The sequence below is a fragment of the Bifidobacterium sp. WK041_4_12 genome (genome assembly GCF_041080795.1).
GTDB lineage: Bacteria > Actinomycetota > Actinomycetes > Actinomycetales > Bifidobacteriaceae > Bombiscardovia > Bombiscardovia aquikefiricola.
This window is the reverse complement of sequence record NZ_CP129674.1, coordinates 244,668-264,059: the sequence shown is the minus strand read 5'-3', so window position 1 is coordinate 264,059 and position 19,392 is coordinate 244,668. Positions and strand designations below refer to the sequence as shown.

Sequence of the window (19,392 nt, the reverse complement as noted above, 5' to 3'; positions counted from 1 at the left end):
CCAGTCATTCTCGAACTCCTAGATCAGCCGCGGAGTATTCAGTCATCGGGCAAGATGCGAATTTTCGAGTTGATGTTCACATCGGCGTTCTCGTGATAGCCCAGACTGCGCGGTTGTGTTCCAGCACGTATGCGCTGGCTGTAATTCATTTATTATGCCATATACCCTCTTGTTTGGTGCCTTACACGCGTGATGTTTTGGTATGAACGAAAAAATTGATCTGTTTTCCGCTTGGATGACAAGAGCAACAGGTAGGTTTGGGAGCATGGCTATTAAGAAAGGTCCGACCAAGGGTTCGGGCGGGAAGCATCGCAGCAAACTGCGCGGAAAAGGTCCCACCCCAAAGGCAGAGGACCGCACATATCACAAGGCATATAAGGCGAAGAAGGCGTACGAGCGCCGTAGCGCTTCTGATCCTAGACTTGCTGCGCGCCGTCGCGCGGCTCGTTACACTTCGGATTCAGACGATCTGGTTTTTGGTCGTAACTCGGTTCTTGAGGCGCTGCGGGTCGGTGTCCCATCGACTCAGCTCTATATCGCAAGTCGGCTCGAGCATGATGATCGCACGCGCGAAATCGTGCGTCTCGCTGGCTTGGCTGGATTGAATCTGCTTGAGGCTGACCACTATGAGATGGATCGCATCGCGCATTCCAGCAACCATCAGGGCGTGGTGCTGAAGGTTCAGCCATATGAATATTCTTCATTGCAGAATCTTGTCGAGCATGCCGAAAAGAAGTCTCGGGCCATGGACGGCGCATCGGAAAAATCCAAGATCCAGGCTAAGCCGCTGTTCATTGCGCTCGACAATGTAACCGATCCACAGAATCTGGGAGCGGTGATTCGTTCCGCCGCTGCGTTCGGAGCTTCAGGCGTCATCATTCCAGAGCGCAGAAGTGCTTCAGTGACGGCTGCCGCATGGAAGGTTTCTGCCGGTGCCGCAGCGCATATGCCCGTTGCCCGAGTCGTGAATATGACCCGAGCACTCGAAGGCTTGAAAGAGCGCGGATACTATACCGTCGGTCTCGATGGCGGTGGCTCGTCGGTGGTTGGCGAGACTGGCTTCGAACGTGACCCGTTGGTCGTTGTTCTGGGCTCCGAAGGTGAAGGTCTGAGCAGACTCGTGCGGCAGACCTGCGATGTTATCGCCGGAATCCCGATCAGTTCGATGGTCGAGTCTCTTAACGCCTCGGTTGCCGCAGGAATCAGCTTGTATGCGGTCGCGAAGGCACGAAACGAGTAATCGTCAGGCGACCGAGTAATCCTTACGTGAGTTTGGAACAAGTCTAGAAGCAGGGCGAAGGGTTCAAGGCTCTTCACCCCGTTTGCATTCACGAATCAGCTAGCCCACACCGCTGCATCTGGATCATCGTCGAGATTGTCGTCGCCATAGCTTGCCTCATCGTCGATGACACCGCTTTCGGCCTCTTCGTTGATATCCTTCATCGCAGCTTCATCGATTTTGTATTTTGGCAAGACATGTTCAATATAGCTTTCAACGGCATCGCCCATCGGGATGTCATGCCCAGCTTTTTCCGCCAGATACCAGCGGTCTGTCAGAATTTCATGGAAGAACTGCGCCGGTTCGATCTGTGAACGGTATTCGGCAGGAATCATGCGCACTGTGGGTTCGAATATTTCACGCATCCAGTCCGTGGCAACAATCTCCAGATCCTCGCCCTGGCGCCATGTCGAGGCACGGTAGGCATCCAGATCGTTAAGCAGTCTTCTGGCCTGATTCTCCTGAACGTCCAACCCCGTCAGACGCAGCAGCTTTCGTGAGGCATATCCCGCATCGACAACACGAGGGCGAACCAGCACTCTGTTGCCGTCGACTGCGGTCTTCATTTCCAGCTCATCAACGTCAAAACCCAGATCGTTGAGCTTGTTGACACGCTGCTCTATCTTCCACATCTCGTTAGGGTTGAAGCTATCGACGTCAGTCAGCGCTCCCCACAGGGACTGATAACGCTCGACAAGCCTGTCGCCGACTGCGACTTCATCGACGTCCGCCGGCAGAAGGTTCCCGGAATTCAAATCCATCAATTCGCCGATGATGTTGGTGCGGGCCAGATCAATGTCGTATTCGCGCTGACCATCGGTAAGTCTCGGATGCAAATCACCAGTTTCAGCATCGACAAGAAATGCAGCGAAGGAGTCGGCATCCCTGAGGAACAGTACATTTGAAAGCGAAACATCACCCCAGTAGAAACCAACCAGATGCAAACGAACCATCAGCACAGCCAGGGCATCGATCAGTCGCTCGGCCGTGTCGGCACGAAGGTTGCGTGCGAATAATGCACGATATGGCAGAGAGAACTTGAGATGTTTCGTTACCAGAATGGCTTCCAGCTCCTGCCCATCTGGCGTATGTCTGCCAGTCACCACGGCAATGGGTGTGACGGTTGGCAATTCAAGTTTCTGCAGGCGTCGAAGCAGTTCGTATTCGCGCTCACCCACGGATCGCGTTATCTCCTTCATTGCGTACACATCCTCGCCGACATGCACGAAGCGCACCACGTGCCGAGAGATGCCACGTGGCAGATTCGCCAGATAATCCTTTGGCCACTGTGACAGTGGCTTTTCCCAAGGAAGAGTGAACATCTTCGGATTCGAGCTTGCCGCTGTAATCCGCAATGCTTGGGCTACATGTGTCCCGTTCGTCTCATCCATCGAGTCGACGGAAGTCGCGTTACCGACCCGTGGGTCCATCCGAGAGAGTTTCTGATCATCCATAGTCATGTCTCCAGTATCCACACAGAGCCGAACAAGATTGTCAATCTGACAATACGCCGAACCGGGCAGTACAAAAAATACTCCCGTCATCTTCATGACGGGAGCAGATCAGAGAGAATGAAAAGAGAGGATTATATGGTAGCCGGATCAGGGTTTCTACAAGCCCTGATCCGGCGACCGGATTAGTTCAGACGCAGTTCGGTTGCAGTGGAGAAGAGATGCATCTTCGCTGGATCGATGTGAATCTTCACTGTTGCGCCAACCGCTGGGAGCTCGCGAGGAGACACGCGGACGGTTGTCATGTTGTTCTGATCGGACATCATCGTCGCGTCCTCAGCAGCCGAATCGTCGGTCAGAATATGCCCATAGATGTACCCATCGGAACCGAGATCCTCAACGTTTGCGACCTTCAGCGAGAACGCATCTGCTTCGGTTGAGCCTGCGAGGGAGGCATCTTCTGGACGGAATCCAAGAACAATCTTGTTATTGTCCTCGGGCGTGAGCTTGTCAACGGCTTCCTTGGGAAGGCTGATCGTGTCATCACCAATCTTGGCCTGGCCATTCACGACTGGGTGGATGTTCAGGTTCATGGAAGGTGAGCCGATGAAGCCAGCAACGAAGACATTGGCTGGACGATCATAGAGTTCGGTCGGACGGCCGACCTGTTGGAGCAGTCCAAGCTTGATGACGGCGATGCGGTCGCCCATCGTCAGCGCTTCGGTCTGGTCGTGTGTCACGTAGAGGGTGGTAACACCGAGCTGACGCTGCAGTGCTGCGATCTGGGTACGTGTCTGGACACGAAGCTTGGCATCCAGATTGGAGAGAGGCTCATCCATAAGGAAGACTTTAGGCTCACGGACGATTGCACGACCCATGGCCACACGCTGACGCTGACCACCGGACAGTGCCTTCGGCTTGCGGTCGAGATACTCGGTCAAATCGAGAATCTCAGCTGCCTTTTCAACACGCTGACGAATCTCGTTCTTGGGAGTACCGGCAATCTTCAGGGCGAAGCCCATGTTGTCTGCAACGGTCATATGAGGATACAGCGCATAGTTCTGGAACACCATGGCTATATCGCGATCCTTGGGCTGCATCGTGGTGACATCCTTGCCACCAATGAGGATACGACCCTTGTTGACTTCCTCAAGTCCTGCAAGCATTCTCAGCGTAGTTGACTTACCGCAACCGGAAGGGCCAACGAGAACCAGGAATTCCCCATCCTTGATATCTAGATTCAAATCATCTACCGAAGGCTTATCGTTGCCTGGGTAAATACGAGTAACATGCTCGAATACCACTTCTGCCATGTTGTTTCCTTTCATCGGCAGGTACGTGCCGAACGATCCGTAGTGAAGGGCTTCACTGTGGTGCTGTAGAGCAATTACCTTCCCGACTGTGGAAAAATACCTGCTGCAGCGTTATGTTGTGTGGTTCATCGAAGAAAACTCTCCCTTGAGCCACCACAAACTATACACCAGAGGAATTACCAAGCATATGGCGTGTCTCTTATGAAAATTCGGGTCGAAAACCTTAAACCATGGAGCACAATAGAAGTATGGACGATTTGAACATGGTCAATCTTCAACCAGGAGAGCAGATCGGCGGATACACGTTGATTGCACCCCTCGGTGGAGGAGCCATGGGTTCAGTATGGAAGGTTCGAGATGACGGCGGACAGCTCCACGCCATGAAAATCCTCCGAGACTCCCTCAATGATGAACAATCCCTGGTAAGCACCACAGTTGACAAGAACGCAGATTCGGGCAATTCGGAGACCGTCACAGCCCGCGAGCGCCTTCGCAGAGAGGCAATGGCGCTGCAACGCGTGCATCATCCGGGAGTCTGCGAAATCGTAGACATGGAACTTGACGACGCGCTTGCCTTCATTGTGACTGAACTCATTGAAGGCAACAACCTTCGTGATGACATCGCCGACAACGGACGGTATAGTGGCGACGATCTGGAACGTCTCGCCCGCAAGCTCATGGATGCCGTGCACGCCGTACATCGTGCCGGCATCGTTCATCGAGACATCAAGCCGACAAACGTGATGGTCGCCGCAACCGGACCGATTCTGGTCGATTTTGGCATCGCCATGGGCGAGGGGGAAAGCCATGTGACGCGCACGGGACTGGTTATGGGAACACCGGGATTTATCGCTCCAGAAATCATCGATGGCGCAGAATCCTCTGAAGCGACCGATTGGTGGAGTGTCACTGCCGTACTTGCCTATGCAGCTACCGGAAAGGCAGTTTTCGGCACACGTCCGATGATGACGGTTTTGGAGCGCGAAGCCTCCGGCAATGCCGACCTATCAGGACTGCCCCAGAGAACTCAGCAAGCCTTTCGCAAGGCATTGTCACCAGATCCGCATGTACGCTCGACACCCGAGGAACTCTTGCATGCGATTGCACTGGATGCCCTTGAACCTCAGCTGTGGAATCAGGCAATCGCCAACCAGGAGTCCTCTACGGCCATACTCGGCAACCAAGCCGGAATCGGCACCTCCTATGACCAAGCTGCTGGCAACGAGCAACAACACGCACCAGTCCCCGAACAGACACATGGGACCAAGGTGATGCGCCCTTTTGGCGACACCTCTTTGATTGAGACGCCCACGACTGCGCTCGGTGGCATGGTGGCCGAAGACCCGTCCAATCCCCGTTCGCTGTGGGGCATCGACATCGACACTGGTGGCCAGGAGCGGCAGGAATACACTGCTGAGCGCCGAGAACCCAACGACTTCGCTCCGTCCGATATTCCAGCAATGGAGCGTGACGCATACCAGCGTCGCGGCACGATTGTTCTGGCTGGCATCGCTCTGCTGATAACTGCCATGTTCACATTGTTGCCGATCTATGCCGTCATCGCCTCCTGCATGGGACTCTGGATCTGCATGTGCCTGGGAACGGCTACCGAAGCTCAACTGCAACGTGAAGAGCGCAGAGGAGGGTTCCGCGCGAAATCCGATGCCCTGGTGTCGTTCACGACTTTGCCTTGGCATATCGTCAAATCCTTCATCGTCATGCTGTCGCGGGCGCTGGTACAAATCATCATGGTGCTCATGGTGGTGGGGCTCGCCACGGTTGCCCTGTCGCTACCCACCACGACGCATGTCATGAACTTAGGTACGCTCACTCTGAACGTCCCCCTGCCTTCAGGCAGTGCTCTTTCCAGGACGGGCATCATACTGGCCGTGGCCATGCTGCTCGCCTGGCTGCTGACGACCTCCGGTCCTCTCGCTCAGATCATCCATATAGGTGCAGGCCGCATTCGAGGCAGATATCTCAGTGGCGATGCTCGCAAGTTCCCCAAGCCATACGATTTCGACGACAGCGAAACGGACGAAGAGCGTCACCATGATGAAGCGGAATCTGCCCATGGAACGTTCAGCCCAACACCATCGAGAGTGCTGTTCCTTGTATGGTTAGCGGCCTGCATGGCACTATGCGTGGCGTTCTGGCAGTTCCCAGGCATCGACTGGAATCCGATGCACGCAATATTGTGAGGAACATACAGTAGAGTAAGGCTGATATGAACCGTGAAAGGACATGAGATGGCTCAGAACCCCAACAAGAAATCAACCAAGAACAAAGCCACATCAGCATCCTCTTCGACCCGCGCCCCACAGAATGCCAATGCACGAAACAGACGTCGAGCGGCTGAGGAACAGGCTGAACGTGAGCAGGCTGCAGTGATTGCTAAGGAGCGCAAGCAGCAGACAATAATCGGCATCATCGTTGTCGCCGTTGTGGTTGTCTTGGTCGCGATTGCAGGGTTCTCGGTTTGGAGAGCCAACCGTCCCGTCAGCGAGGCAACCGTGCAGCAATCATATGACGCTGCACAGGCAGTCAAGACAAAACCATCGGGCGCAAATAGCAGGGGGGGGTTCCTGATTTCCAAGCGTGGTTTGGACAAGAAAATCGCCAAGGCTCCAACGGTTGAGATTTACATGGATTTCCTCTGCCCTGGCTGCGGCTCTCTGAACCGTACCCTTGATCCAACCCTGACGGCGATGGAGCAGGCCGGTCAGATCAATATCGAAATCTATCCGAGCGCGTTCCTGGATTCTCTGACGACCGATCAATATTCGACACGTACCGCAAGTCAGGTCGCCTACATTGCGCAGAACGATCCTGACCATGTTATCGCCTTCATTGCCAACCTCTTCGCTGAAGACTTCCAGCCAAGCGAAAGCGACTACAAGGCAGTGAGCGATGCAACCTTGCAACAGCTGGCAGTAAAATCCGGGGTGCCATCCGATGTCGCCAAGAAGTCAACGGACGGAACCTACAAGAGCTGGATCACGAAGATTTCAGCCTACACACCATTGCGTAAGGAACTGTGGAACATTTCAGGCTCGCGCAAAGGTCAGATGACGACTCCGACCGTGCGCATCAACGAGAACTATTGGGATTTGGTCAGCATCGGAAGCGCCAATAGCGATCTTGTCTCCGATTTCCTCAAGGCAGTTGGGCTTCCTGAATCAGAAATTGGAACATCTGGCAAGCTTCCTTCCATTGGCGGCACCGGAAAGCCCATTGCGATCAGCTAGCAATCGTGCAGCAATCAGCACAGCCGAATCAGCATACACAAATCAGCACAGACACTGGTACACCGGGTCTCGTTCATGCCGTGGCAGTAACCATGACATGGCATGAACGTGCCTTTGCTGCAGGAAGGTCACGAGCCTTTTCTTGATTCCACGGCAGCGGGGCACACTCTGTTCGTATTTCTAGAGATGTACTGCTATGCTGTTCCTTTGTTGCCTCCTTAGCTCAGTTGGCCAGAGCAGCCGCCTTGTAAGCGGCAGGTCGTCAGTTCGAATCTGACAGGAGGCTCGGATCCCTTGAATGACAAGAGTTCAGGCTTGTTCAGGCAACCACGTTTGGTTGCAACCCTTCTGATTTTTCAACAGCGTTCGTTTGTCCGCAGAGCGCAAGGAAATTAGCCAACATTCGATACCCACCCTGGGTCATCACCGATTCAGGATGAAATTGAACTGCATGCAAGGGCAGCGTACGATGCCTCAGACCTTGAATGATGTGGTCGTTCTGCGTCCATGCAGTGACCTCAAGCTCGTCAGGCACGGTGTCGCTGCGTACGGCAAGCGAATGGTATCGCGTGGCAACCATAGGGTTTGCTATGCCGTCGAAGATCTCGTCATCAATATGTTCGATGCGGCTGGTTTTTCCATGCATGATCGTGGGCGCATGCCCAACCGTGCAGCCATATACCTCGGCAAGCGCCTGAAGCCCTAGGCACACGCCAAACATGGGTGTCGAAGTGCGAGCGCACAGGCGGATCATGTCCTCGCTCATGCCGGATTCTGCCGGAGTGCCCGGTCCTGGAGAGATCAGGACACCATCAACGTCGTCACAGGCATGCTCGTCGCTGAGGTCGGCATCGTCGTTTCGCCGCACGGTCACGGTTGCGCCAAGCGTCTTGAGATAGCCGACGATGGTATAGACGAAGGAATCATAATTATCCACTACAAGGATGCGTGCAGAATCGCTCATTTCCCCTCCAGAGAGTATACGAATATTGTGCCATAACAGGTCATTGAATATGCCAAATCAGCGGTAGGCGCTGATGGTTGCCGTCATCTCGGTCATTGAACCGAGACATAATTGGACATCAGCTGCAGATATGGCACGTTGCTTGCCACCCACGGAAACAGCCATTCAAACATGGCAGCCGCTGCAGCCACTGCGAGGATAAGCAAAAGCAGCCATCGGATCGGTGCAATGCCTGATTGATGCCGATAGAACGCTCCATAGAGGCTGAAATCGGGGCGGGGCTTGGAACCATTGCGAATTGCTCGCAACGCCGGATAGCGCCACACTGCGAGCGCGGCAAGATAAATGACTGCGTACGCAAGCAGCAGCACCATAACGACTGGTCGCAATGAATTGAGACGAGTCAGAACGTCTCCCTGATTCTGCTCCTTGAAGGTGACTGCATTGGTTCCACTTGAATCGGCCAGTTCCTTGGGGATGCCGTCAGAAACCTTTGCCCAGTAATCCAGTTCACCCCAGCTGATCCAGCGGTGCGTGGCTTCCGAGTATCGGGGTTCACAGGTCGTCAACGTGATCATCCGCTTCACCGCAGCTGCCGATGGATCTGTCGGGTTCGGCGCAATGACACCTATATCCGTAGGAAGCACAATGCTTTTGGTCGTGTAATGGTAGACGTACCAGTAATCCTTGGTACGCACGATAATCGCATCACCCTCTACGAAGGTATCGACATGTGCCAGAGGTTCGCCATATCCTGCACGATGTCCGGCAACGGCAAAATTACCCACTTGGCCGGGCATCTGCGTATTCGTATAGCGGCCTACGCCATGACGTGCCAATTGCTCGTTCGTGGTTCCCTCAACCACGTTGCGCGACCAGGCTGAGCCAAAGCGAGGGATGTAAAGCTGTGCAATCAGGTCTCCGACCTTTGCGCTAGTTGGCTCCTGAGGAGGATTGCCCTGTTGGGCGTGAGCGATGGAAACCTTGCCGTTAGCATTGCCTGGATCCGTCCAAGACGAGCTCTGCCGGGTGGCGAGCTGCGTGTGTTCCGATTCAACTCCCGTCCACCACAATTGCCATGCAATGTACAGTGCGCAGACAACGGCCAGCGTGAGGAGAATCTCTCCAAGCAATCCCATCACCACGAGCAGTGCGCGCCTCGGACTGCGAGGCTTTGGTTGCGGGGCAATCTCAGCTTCAGACGACTCATCATCAAAGTACGAGTTCGAATCCAGATCTTCAAGTGACTGGCTTATGGCATGCCGCCCAATGTAAGAAGCGTTATGTCTACTCATTAGCTTTGGCCTTTTCATCTACTTTCGCATACTGCAATGGTTGAAGTACGGCAGTTGCCTTCGGGAATGTCAGAGATTCGGGCGTCTCGACTTTCCATCCTAGACCAATGGAGTTCACATACTGCTGATAAATCTGAATGGTTGGCGAATCATCGAGGGCTTCAATCATGCTCTGCGTTGGACCGATTGCTGAAACCGTATACGGAGGCGAGAATTTCTTGCCCTGGATCAGCAGCACATTGCCCACGCATCGTACAGCCGTGGTCGGCAGTATGCGCTGGTTCTGAATTTCCATGGATTCCGCGCCGCCCGCCCACAGAGCGTTGATCACGGCTTCGAGATCCTGCTGATGCACGACATAGTCATTGATGGTCGCCGATGATCCTGATTCATCGAGCTTCTGCTCCCACAACGGTGAATCGTCAAGGGTCACCGTCACGCCCGGCCCCTTGACCGCAGGGAGTACCGTACTGGATCCTGGATCCTCGCTCTCGCCCTTGCCTGTCTCGCTCGTGCTTGACTTCAGCGAATTGATGCGCGAACTCAGCCGGCTCACCTGAGCGCTCAGAGAATTGACCTTGTCCACGCGCTCCTCGACCAGACCCGCTGTGTCTGAGGTAACAGTGACAGAACGATTGACTCGAATATTGGTAATCAGCAGATACCCGGTAAGAGCAAAAATGACCGCAACGGCAACCATTCCAGGCAACGAATGGTGGACTTGATGCTTGCCGGTGCGCTGTGCCATATCCGACCTTTCTGGCTGTCGAAGTGGTTACTTTAGAATCTAACCATTATTATGACTAATAGCCTATCGAAGGAGACTACACTCATGGCAGATCAAGAGCTGCACGAAACCGGCGCTGATGCGTTGGATTCCGAGCCACAAAAGCCAATTGAAGAACAGCTGACCACGGAAAACAGCTTAGAAGACACCGATGACGATGAAAACTACGGGGTTTCCATGGACAAGGTTCAGGCTGTCCTCAACCAGACGGTTGACAAGAGTGAACTCACACCTCAGATGAAGCGCATGATTCAGCGCCAAGAAGAAAATACGAAACGCGTTGAGGACTCAATCAAGGGAACGAAGGCGAATTCGAGCTGGTTCGTCCCGGTCATGTGTGCGTTCATGATCATTGGCGTGATCTGGTGCGTGGTTTATTACCTCAACAGCGGCTACCCAATCCCTTCGATTGGAGCATGGAATCTTGCCATCGGATTCGGCCTCATTATGATCGGCTTCTTCATGACCATGGCTTGGCGCTGATCTCCCCGCCTCACAGCCATTGGGTAAGGCTCTTGATACCACTGCCCACAATACAATCCCACGTCACCCATGACGTGGGATTTTTGTTCCATCCGATATGCGACACACCGATTTGATTTATACAGTTTGTATATTACTATTGGAATCTGTTGGAACTCATATTTTTAGCTGGGTAAGTATCCAGAAGTCTTCCCCCCAACAATGACTTCTGGTCACCGATGGGACGAGCTATCCCCCAACCTGCTCGTTCCGTTAAGGGGCGGGAGCATCCCCTTCATTCCCGCCCCTCATTCTTTTTCTTGCCTTTCTCTTCTTAAGCCGATCTTGCAGTTTTAGCAGGTAGCTCTTGCCGTGCTGTGCACCCAAAGGTTGCACGCTCCACAAGAAGCCACATTTTCTACGACGCTGGTTGAGAAAGATCGTAGATTGTCGCGCCGTCCACGGTCGTTGCCTTGTAATGCGCGGCCACCCATGAAGCAATTTCCGATGCTGAGCCAGAGCCGCCCATTTGCCTTCCACCCATTGAGGAAGACGCGATGTAGTAGTGAATCAACCCTTTCTTGACATATTGCTTGAACTGCTTGAGTGTCGGGGCGGGATCTGAGCCATTGAAGCCTCCAATCGCCATCACGGCCTTCTGCGAAGAGAGCTGATAGCTTGCAGCATTTTGTGAGCCGGTCGTTGCAGCAGCCCAGCGATAGGAGTTCGATGACTTTTTCAGCATCGACACAATCTTCGAGCTGACCGAGCTTCCACCCATGCCCCTGCCTCCTCTCATGCCACCCATCGAAGCTGTTCCACCCTGTTGTGTAGAACCCTGACCCATGGCTTCGCCAATCCCAGGAGTACCGCCTGGCGTTGAATCTGAACTCGGAGGCTGACCCATTGCGCCACCGCCCTGATTACCTCCCGGACCACCGCCCGGACCACCGCCCGGGCCACCACCCATGCCACGCATGCCACGCATGCCGCCCATGCCATTGGAAGAGGTCACATTGGGTCCAGCAAGAACGATTGACCCCGTATGCCCCACGCTGACGGTATAAGCAGTCCAAGCGAGTGGGCCGGAAAGCAATGAGACCGCAGCAAGCACAGAGCCAGCCAAGGCAATCCTCTTAGAGGAGGATACTGCGGCAACAACAAGGATCACCGCTGCAAGAATGCCAACGCCAAGAATGCACCACTTCAGCCACGGCAACCATGTGCTTCTTCCCGCAAGGATAAATGCCCAATACGAAGAGCCAAGCAGCAGCAGGGGCGCAACAATTCTTGCCCATAGCGACTTGCGCGCCACCCATAGCCCGGTAACTGCTATGGCTGCAAGTATGGCAATTGCTGGTGATAGAGCAACGGTGTAGTACTGATGGAAGATGCCTGCCATGAAGCTGAAGGTCAGCCACGTGACGACGAGCCAGGAACCAAAAACAATAACGCTTGCGCGCCGAAGATCGACGCGAGAGGCACGGCCCAGCACCATGACACCGATAAAGATTCCGGCAAGCGCAAGCGGTGCAAGCCAGGCGATTTGCGTACCATATTCGCCATCGAACAAGCGTGTCCAGCCTGTCTGACCCCACATTCCTCCACCATTTGCAGTCGTTGCCGAACCACCAGGTATGACCGAGCCTTCTTCACTGCCTGTCAGCCTGCCAAAACCGTTATATCCAAAGGTAAGTTCCAGGAATGAGTTGTTCTGCGAGCCACCTATGTAGGGACGTGAGCCAGCTGGCACAAGAACCGTCAATGCCACCCACCAGCCCGCAGCGACGATGATGCTCCCAACAGCGACAAACCCATCAATCAAACGGCGCACGAAGCCTGTCGGCGAAGCGATGAGGAATGCAAGAACAAATCCAGGGAGCACGAGGAAGACCTGCATCTGTTTGGTGAGGAAACCAAATCCGATCAATGTTCCTGCAGCGATCATCCACCATGTGCGCCGACGGTTTCCTGACTTCGTTGCAGCATATTCAAGCGAACGCAGCACGGCGTGCGCAGCTGCCATCATCAGCAACACGAGCAGCGCATCTGGATTGTTGAATCGAAACATCAGAGCTGCAACGGGTGTCAGTACAAAAACGAATCCTGCAATCATGCCAGCTGAATTTCCCCAATACCTGCGGACTGTGGCATAGAGAAGCAAGGTGGTCGCCACACCCATAATTGCTTGAGGCAACAGTATGGCGAAAGAGTTGAGACCGAACGCACGCACCGAAAGTGCCATGATCCAGATGGATGCCGGTGGCTTGTCGACGGTTATGGCATTGCCGGAATCCAAGGAGCCCCATAGGAAGGATTCCCAATTCACAGATCCTGCCTGCGCTGCTGCAGCATAGAATTCATTGGCATAGCCGGAAGCCGTAAGATTGATGAAAAACGTTGCCACGGCGGCAGAGACCAGGAGCGCCAGCAGAATCCAATCCGATAGTCGTCGCTTCGGTAGACGATACATGGTGATCCCCGTGCGAGATGCATGCCGATTCCCAGACAACGTTGCTCGCTCATACCATCTTGCTCTTGCACTGTGCGGAGCAGCCGCTGCAGAAGAGAGAGAAGTCCCGAATTGTTCTGTCATTATGCGCTCACTTTCACGTTGGCAAGTTCAATCAACGACCCGCGTAACTCACGCTGGCTCTGATCCCCCCAACCCAGGGGAGCATATGGGTTCGTGATGCGACCTTTGATTTCCTTGCGCGCGTCTTGCCGCATCCGTCTCATACCAGCTATGTCCTTGCTCACCGTGTCAGGAATGTTGACCCTGCTGTCGCTGTCCTCCACCCAGGTCACCGGAATCTCATAAATGTGCATGTTGCATCGTTCTGCCAACACCAGCATCTCGGTGTCGAAGAACCATTCATCATCCTTGATTCGCGGCAGCAGGGTATCAGCAGCGCGTGCAGTGAGCGCCTTGAAACCGCATTGTGCATCATGAAATCTCACACCGAGATACGTTCTGAGCATCAGATTGTATGTTCGTGAGATGAATTCACGTTTTGTGGATCGTTCCACATCTGATTGCGCCAGTAGGCGTGAACCTATTGCCACGTCCGCGCCTCCTGCAAGAAGCGAGCAGATGAGAGTTTCCGTGAACCTGATATCCGTTGACAAGTCGACATCCATATATGCCACAACGCGGGCTAGTGACTCGGACCATGCACTCTTCAATGCCGCTCCGCGTCCCTTGCGACCGATGCGCACCGCTCTGACCATACCGCCATAGCTTTCGCAGATTCTACAGGCAACCTGCCAGGTGTGATCCGTACTGGCATTGTCTGCAATGATGATATTCCAGCTGAATGCGTTAACGTTGTTCAGCTGTCCCTCAAGATATGCGCCAAGTGTCCCGATGCACGCCTCCAAGGTGTGTTCCTCGTTGTAAACGGGTATCACGATGTCCGCATCAACGCCTTTCGGATGCCCTCGGCGTTCTGTGATCTCTGCTGTGTGAGGATCAGTTTCGGCTTTATCTGAACCGGCTGTCTGCATATTGCTTAATGTGTTCATGCTTCTATTGAAATGCTGCATTCTTGGCATGTTCTTCGCATAACGTCATAGTTATGTACGACTCGTGCAATAGTTTCCTGAACCTCTGCTGGACGTTCTCTACAAAGCCGACGTCTCTTCATGAGCATGAATCATCGTATCGTCAGCGCGGCAAGCATACGCACTCTCCGCATACATTACACAGCGCGAGCGCTGCTGCGGTTTCACAAATGTAGAAATTTGTATATAACTTGAACGATAGGACTGACCTTCTTCAGCTTCTGCCATTACAATCGCAACAGAAGGCTCAAACAGCACAGGATGAGGAGCTCTGATATGGCTAGACGTTGGACACCTCGGAGGTTTCTCATACGCAGACGCATACGCGTTGCAGTCTGCGTTGTGGCTATCGTGGCAGCATCGTTCACCGCTTTTGGCATCGGAGCAAGAAAAACCGTCGCGCTTGAGATCAATGGCGATACAAGAATCGTTCATACCTATGCAATGAGCATCAGCCGGCTGCTGCAGGAGCAGAAGATCGATGTGAAGACGCACGATCTTGTAGACAGCACCTCTGGCTACGATCTGACCAATCATGATGTGGTTCGCGTGCAAAGCGCCTACCAGACAACAATCAACATCGACGGTCAGCAGGTTCCATTCTGGACAACAGCGACGAGCATGCAGCAGCTGCTTTCCTTCTTCCACGAGAACCAAGAGAACGCCGTGAAGGTGACCGTTGACATTCCCAATGTCTACAACCAGCTCACTGGCGGGTTGGTCATCAATGCGAAGGGTCCTGTCACCGTCATTGCCGATGGGAAGAGTTCAATCGCTCCCAACGGTGAGCTTCCTGCTGCCTCGATTCTTGATTCCAAGGGAATCGTCCTTGGCAAGAACGATCGCGTCAGCGTCGAAACAGATCAGGGAACGACGATTCTGCGCGTTCGGCGCGTGAAATATACGCAGTCCACAAAAACCGTAACCGTAGCCCATGGAACGCAGACCGTTGTCGATGCTTCCCTCGCACCCGGTGAAACGAAGGTCGAGCAGCAGGGTCAGGATGGCGAAGACCGGGAAACCTTTGACAATACTGTTGTGGACGGCGTCGTAGAGTCCTCGAAGCTGGTGAAGAAAGAGACACTGAGCGTGGCAATCGACACGATCATCGCCGTAGGACCGCAGAAAACCGAAACCCAGGATTCCGACGGCAGTGGTTCAGGCTCCGGTTCTGGCTCAGGTTCAGGCTCAAGCTCTGGATCAGCTGGCGCATCCTCAGGGAGTAGCGCTTCTAGCTCTGACAAGTCATCGTCATCAAGCGGTTCGCCGAGCGCTTCCGAATCTTCGAAGCAACCTTCAAGCAAGCCGAGTGCAAGCAGTTCACCGTCAGGCACAGGCGCACCAACGACCACCGCTGCACCCAAGCCTACGTCCACTCCCACCCCCACACCAACCCCAACCACCACAACTCCGACCCCTAATCCCTCAACAGGCGATGGTGGCTCAGGCTCTGCCAGACTGTGGCATCCGACCGTTGCTCAGGCCAAGGCGTATGCAGCGGGCGCAGCGGCACAACGCGGCTGGACAGGCGATCAATGGGATGCAATCGTGTGGATTTGGAATCACGAATCCGGATGGAGCTGGTCAGCAGAAAACCCGAGCAGCCATGCCTATGGCATTCCACAGGCATGGCCAGCCAGCAAAATGGGAACAGGCTGGCACGATGATGGGGCGGTTCAGATTGATTGGGGTCTGCTCTACATTGCGCAACGCTACGGAACTCCATTGCAAGCCATGGCGTTCTGGCAGAAATATGGTTCATACTGATTGAAACCACGACACGAAACTACACAACTCAACGAACAGTGCACGCTCAGAGTGCATGACTGGGGAGACCATGCACGACACGAATCATCTTACAGATCATCAAGGCTCAGGTCTGCTGGGAGCTTCTGATATTCGAAGACTTGCGGCACAGGCGAACATCTCGCCAACGAAAAAACTGGGACAGAACTTTGTTATCGATCCCGGAACGGTCAGACGCATCGTTCACGAGGCGGGCGTGCAAGCCGGCGAACACGTTCTTGAAATCGGACCAGGACTGGGTTCGCTGACCCTCGGTCTTCTAGAAACCGGTGCCGTCGTTGATGCCATAGAGATAGATGCCGCACTTGCCCAAAATCTGCCGGTAACTGTTCACGAGTTCATGCCTGAAGCCTCCGGACGGCTGACTGTGCTCAACAAGGACGCATTGCAGGTCGAACCCTTGGACGTGCCTGGATTGGCTGATGGACAGTCTTTCACGCTTGTGGCGAACCTTCCCTATAACGTTGCGACACCTGTGATTCTCACGCTGCTCGAACGTTTCACCTCGCTGAACTCACTGCTGGTAATGGTGCAGAAAGAGGTTGCGGACCGGCTGGTCGCACAGCCAGGAACGAAGATCTATGGCGTGCCCAGCGTGAAGCTTGCCTGGTATGGCCAGGCTCATCGGGCAGGGCTGGTGGGACGGAACGTATTCTGGCCAGCACCCAATGTCGATTCAGCCCTGGTCAGGTTCCAACGGATTCCACACATGCATGACCATGGCAATGCAACTGCCGTTTTTGCCATTATCGATGCGGCTTTCCGCCAGCGACGCAAGACGCTTCACGCTGCATTGAAAGGCATCGTTCACGATGCGGCATACAGCTTGAGTGGTATCGATCCACGGCGACGCGGCGAAACGTTGACTGTCAACGAATTTGATGCCCTTGCTCAGGCTGAATCAGCGCGACCTTTTCAAGAACAGCACAACACAGAGGCAACTGGGTCAGACTATGACGCTAAGCTGAGTTAAGTCAATTTTGCGGAAGGGTTGGCATATGACGGTTCCCAAGCCATTCGATGAACGCCAAGCGCGTAAGCAGTTCATACGCAGGCGTCAAAAGCTGGTGTTCACTATAACGGTGGTAGTTCTTGCCGTAGCCCTGGTACTTTCTCTGCTTGTTGCACTTGGAGGTCTCGGAAAAACGGTGAAGCAATCGGTGGCCAGCAAGCCCAACTACGGCGTTGCCGTACCGTGCGCACCAGCCGATTCCACCTATGTCAACCATCCCAATGTAACGATTCGCGTGCTCAACGGCACTGACAAGTCCGGGCTGGGCACGGCGGTCATGCAAGCTCTGAACAATGACGGCTTCAGCACGCAGGGAGCGGCCGACTTCCCAAGCTCTCACGAGTTTACCCGCACTGAGATTCGTTTCGGAAAGAATGGCATTGCCGAGGCCTATACCCTTTCCACTGAATTCAACGATGCCATTCTTCGCATGGACGATCGTTCCGACAAGCTTGTCGATGTCATCGTCGGTTCAACCTTCAACAATCTGAAGAAGACCAACAAAACGACCGCTTCTGGGCAGAAGATTACTTCTATCGAGGGTTGCGTCACGGATCCGTCCACCATGAAGAATCTGCCAAAGGCCAGCAGCCACACTGCCGTCGACTGACGCACGCCACTGTTCGTTCAGTCCTTGGCATCATTCTGATCACAGTACTGCGCGGCGCTGAATGGCAAGGCTGAGCAATGCATAATCCAGCTCAGCTCTTATCCACTTAAGCTCTACTGCTTATCCTTTTATCCTTGCTGCTCGTGCCACCAGCGTCTAAGTTCTGCAGTCGCTGTCACTTCGTCAGTCGGCCCATTGTCAAGGCGGAACGCAAGCATATGCTTGTATGCCTTGCCAATCTCGGGACCTGGCTTCAGGTCAAGAATCTGCATGATCTGACTCCCATCAAGGTCTGGACGCAAGGCATCGAAGTCTTCCTTCTTCTTCAATTCCCTGACACGTGCCTCCATCTCGTCCATGGCTCGTTCAAACATATGCGCCTTGCGTTGATTCTGCGTCGTGGCATCGGCACGTGTCAGACGGTTCAGGCGCTCATAGAGGTGCCCTGCATCCTTCACATAGCGTCTGACTGCAGAATCGGTCCATGGCTCGTCAACATAGCCGTGGAAGCGCAGGTGAAGCCCGACGAGTTCACTGACGTCCTGAATCAGATGTCGGTCGAATCGCAATGCTCGCATACGCTTTCGTGTGAGCTTTGCGCCGACGACGTCATGATGGTGGAAGCTGACCTTGCCTCCGGGTTCGAATTTTCGTGTCGCAGGCTTGCCGATATCATGCATGATCGCTGCGAGCCGCAAGGTCAGATCCGGTGCCGGCACCGGCCCATCATCGTCGGTTTCCAAGGCAATCGCTCGTTCCAGAACCATCATCGTGTGCTCGAAGACATCCTTATGGTGATGATGCTCATCCATTTCCAACTGTAGGGCCGGAATCTCAGGGAACACGACATCTGCAAGGCCGGATTCGACAAATGCCTCAATGCCCTGGCGTGGTCTGTCCGAAAGGAGCAGCTTCACGAATTCGTCTCGCACACGTTCGGCAGAGACGATGCTCAATCGCTGCGCCATGTCAGCTATGGCCGCTGCCGTGTCGGGAGTGATCGAAAAGCCAAGCTGCGCCACAAATCGGACCGCACGCATCATACGCAATGGGTCGTCATCGAAGGATTGCTCCGGATCCACAGGAGTTCTCAGCACCTTCTTGCCCAAATCCGAAGCGCCCCCAAAGGGATCAACGAATTCCAGCGACGGCACGCGAAGCGCCATCGCGTTAATCGTGAAATCGCGTCGAGAAAGGTCGCCGAGCAGCTCGTGACCATATGCCACTGCAGGCTTGCGAGAATCAGCATCGTAGGTATCGCTGCGATATGTGGTTACCTCGACACGCACTTCGGTGCCATCATTTCTATGCTGGATCGCTCCCAGCGTCCCGAACTTTCGTCCCATGTCCCAAAAGCCGTCTCCCCAGCTTCTCAGAATGGGCTCAAATTCTTCAGGCCTGGCAGATGAGCAGAAATCCAAATCATGCGAACGCCTATGTAGGAGTAAGTCTCTCACCGGTCCGCCGACAAGCGACAGCTCATAGCCACGTTCTGCAAATAATTGACCTAATTCAATCGCTTCCGGCCACACTTCAAAATCCACGAGTACCCTTCCAAGTAACCCTCACCTATGGTTACCAGCATACCGTTACCCCACCTG

Annotated in this window: 15 protein-coding genes and 1 tRNA gene; 8 read left to right on the top strand and 8 right to left on the bottom strand. The window is 54.1% G+C overall.

Going from position 1 to position 19,392, the window contains the following annotated elements; genetic code table 11:
• The first annotated feature begins 265 nt into the window (after window positions 1-265).
• Window positions 266-1,240, top strand: coding sequence for a 23S rRNA (guanosine(2251)-2'-O)-methyltransferase RlmB (gene rlmB / locus QN215_RS01150; RefSeq protein WP_369344317.1), 975 nt, complete (start codon window positions 266-268; stop codon window positions 1,238-1,240).
• Between the two features lie 95 nt (window positions 1,241-1,335).
• On the opposite strand, the gene QN215_RS01145 is transcribed toward rlmB, so the two are convergent.
• Window positions 1,336-2,709, bottom strand: a complete 1,374-nt coding sequence (locus QN215_RS01145) for a DUF4032 domain-containing protein (RefSeq protein ID WP_404978510.1) — start codon at window positions 2,707-2,709, stop codon at window positions 1,336-1,338.
• 206 nt (window positions 2,710-2,915) lie between these two features.
• A complete protein-coding gene (locus tag QN215_RS01140; protein ID WP_369344315.1) occupies window positions 2,916-4,043 on the bottom strand; it encodes an ABC transporter ATP-binding protein in 1,128 nt (375 codons plus the stop codon).
• Between the two features lie 248 nt (window positions 4,044-4,291).
• Between QN215_RS01140 and QN215_RS01135 the strand changes: the two genes are divergently transcribed.
• From QN215_RS01135 to QN215_RS01125, 3 genes are all read left to right on the top strand, one after another.
• Window positions 4,292-6,244 carry a serine/threonine-protein kinase gene (locus QN215_RS01135; RefSeq protein WP_369344314.1) on the top strand — a complete coding sequence of 651 codons (1,953 nt, stop codon included), beginning with the start codon at window positions 4,292-4,294 and terminating at the stop codon, window positions 6,242-6,244.
• A gap of 48 nt (window positions 6,245-6,292) precedes the next feature.
• Window positions 6,293-7,291, top strand: a complete 999-nt coding sequence (locus QN215_RS01130) for a DsbA family protein (RefSeq protein ID WP_369344313.1) — start codon at window positions 6,293-6,295, stop codon at window positions 7,289-7,291.
• A 212-nt stretch (window positions 7,292-7,503) separates the two neighbouring features.
• A tRNA-Thr gene (locus QN215_RS01125) sits at window positions 7,504-7,577 on the top strand.
• A gap of 33 nt (window positions 7,578-7,610) precedes the next feature.
• Here the strand turns inward: QN215_RS01125 and QN215_RS01120 are convergent.
• The 3 genes from QN215_RS01120 to QN215_RS01110 form a co-directional block, all read right to left on the bottom strand.
• Window positions 7,611-8,255 (bottom strand): aminodeoxychorismate/anthranilate synthase component II, encoded by a 645-nt coding sequence (locus QN215_RS01120; protein ID WP_369344312.1) that lies wholly within the window; start codon window positions 8,253-8,255, stop codon window positions 7,611-7,613.
• Window positions 8,256-8,347: 92 nt separating this feature from the next.
• Window positions 8,348-9,394 (bottom strand): class E sortase, encoded by a 1,047-nt coding sequence (locus QN215_RS01115; protein ID WP_369345016.1) that lies wholly within the window; start codon window positions 9,392-9,394, stop codon window positions 8,348-8,350.
• A gap of 148 nt (window positions 9,395-9,542) precedes the next feature.
• Entirely contained in the window at window positions 9,543-10,298 is a 756-nt protein-coding gene (locus tag QN215_RS01110; RefSeq protein ID WP_369344311.1) for a DUF881 domain-containing protein, read from the bottom strand.
• An 84-nt stretch (window positions 10,299-10,382) separates the two neighbouring features.
• Between QN215_RS01110 and crgA the strand changes: the two genes are divergently transcribed.
• A complete protein-coding gene (gene crgA / locus QN215_RS01105) occupies window positions 10,383-10,820 on the top strand; it encodes a cell division protein CrgA (RefSeq protein ID WP_369344310.1) in 438 nt (145 codons plus the stop codon).
• 397 nt (window positions 10,821-11,217) lie between these two features.
• Here the strand turns inward: crgA and QN215_RS01100 are convergent, their stop codons facing one another.
• Window positions 11,218-13,272, bottom strand: a complete 2,055-nt coding sequence (locus QN215_RS01100) for an ArnT family glycosyltransferase (RefSeq protein ID WP_369344309.1) — start codon at window positions 13,270-13,272, stop codon at window positions 11,218-11,220.
• Between the two features lie 122 nt (window positions 13,273-13,394).
• Complete coding sequence (locus QN215_RS01095) at window positions 13,395-14,324, bottom strand: dolichyl-phosphate beta-glucosyltransferase (RefSeq protein WP_369344308.1); 930 nt, start codon at window positions 14,322-14,324, stop codon at window positions 13,395-13,397.
• A 315-nt stretch (window positions 14,325-14,639) separates the two neighbouring features.
• On the opposite strand from QN215_RS01095, the gene QN215_RS01090 reads away from it, so the two are divergent.
• The 3 genes from QN215_RS01090 (at window position 14,640) to QN215_RS01080 (ending at window position 17,791) form a co-directional block, all read left to right on the top strand.
• Window positions 14,640-16,130 carry a G5 domain-containing protein gene (locus tag QN215_RS01090; protein ID WP_369344307.1) on the top strand — a complete coding sequence of 497 codons (1,491 nt, stop codon included), beginning with the start codon at window positions 14,640-14,642 and terminating at the stop codon, window positions 16,128-16,130.
• A 70-nt stretch (window positions 16,131-16,200) separates the two neighbouring features.
• On the top strand, window positions 16,201-17,142 hold the full coding sequence (gene rsmA / locus QN215_RS01085; RefSeq protein WP_369345015.1) for a 16S rRNA (adenine(1518)-N(6)/adenine(1519)-N(6))-dimethyltransferase RsmA: 942 nt from the start codon (window positions 16,201-16,203) through the stop codon (window positions 17,140-17,142).
• A 25-nt stretch (window positions 17,143-17,167) separates the two neighbouring features.
• The gene (locus QN215_RS01080; protein ID WP_369344306.1) at window positions 17,168-17,791 is read left to right on the top strand and encodes a LytR C-terminal domain-containing protein; all 624 of its coding nucleotides are present in this window, start codon (window positions 17,168-17,170) and stop codon (window positions 17,789-17,791) included.
• A gap of 128 nt (window positions 17,792-17,919) precedes the next feature.
• On the opposite strand, the gene QN215_RS01075 is transcribed toward QN215_RS01080, so the two are convergent.
• Complete coding sequence (locus QN215_RS01075; RefSeq protein ID WP_369344305.1) at window positions 17,920-19,335, bottom strand: CCA tRNA nucleotidyltransferase; 1,416 nt, start codon at window positions 19,333-19,335, stop codon at window positions 17,920-17,922.
• Window positions 19,336-19,392 lie beyond the last annotated feature (57 nt).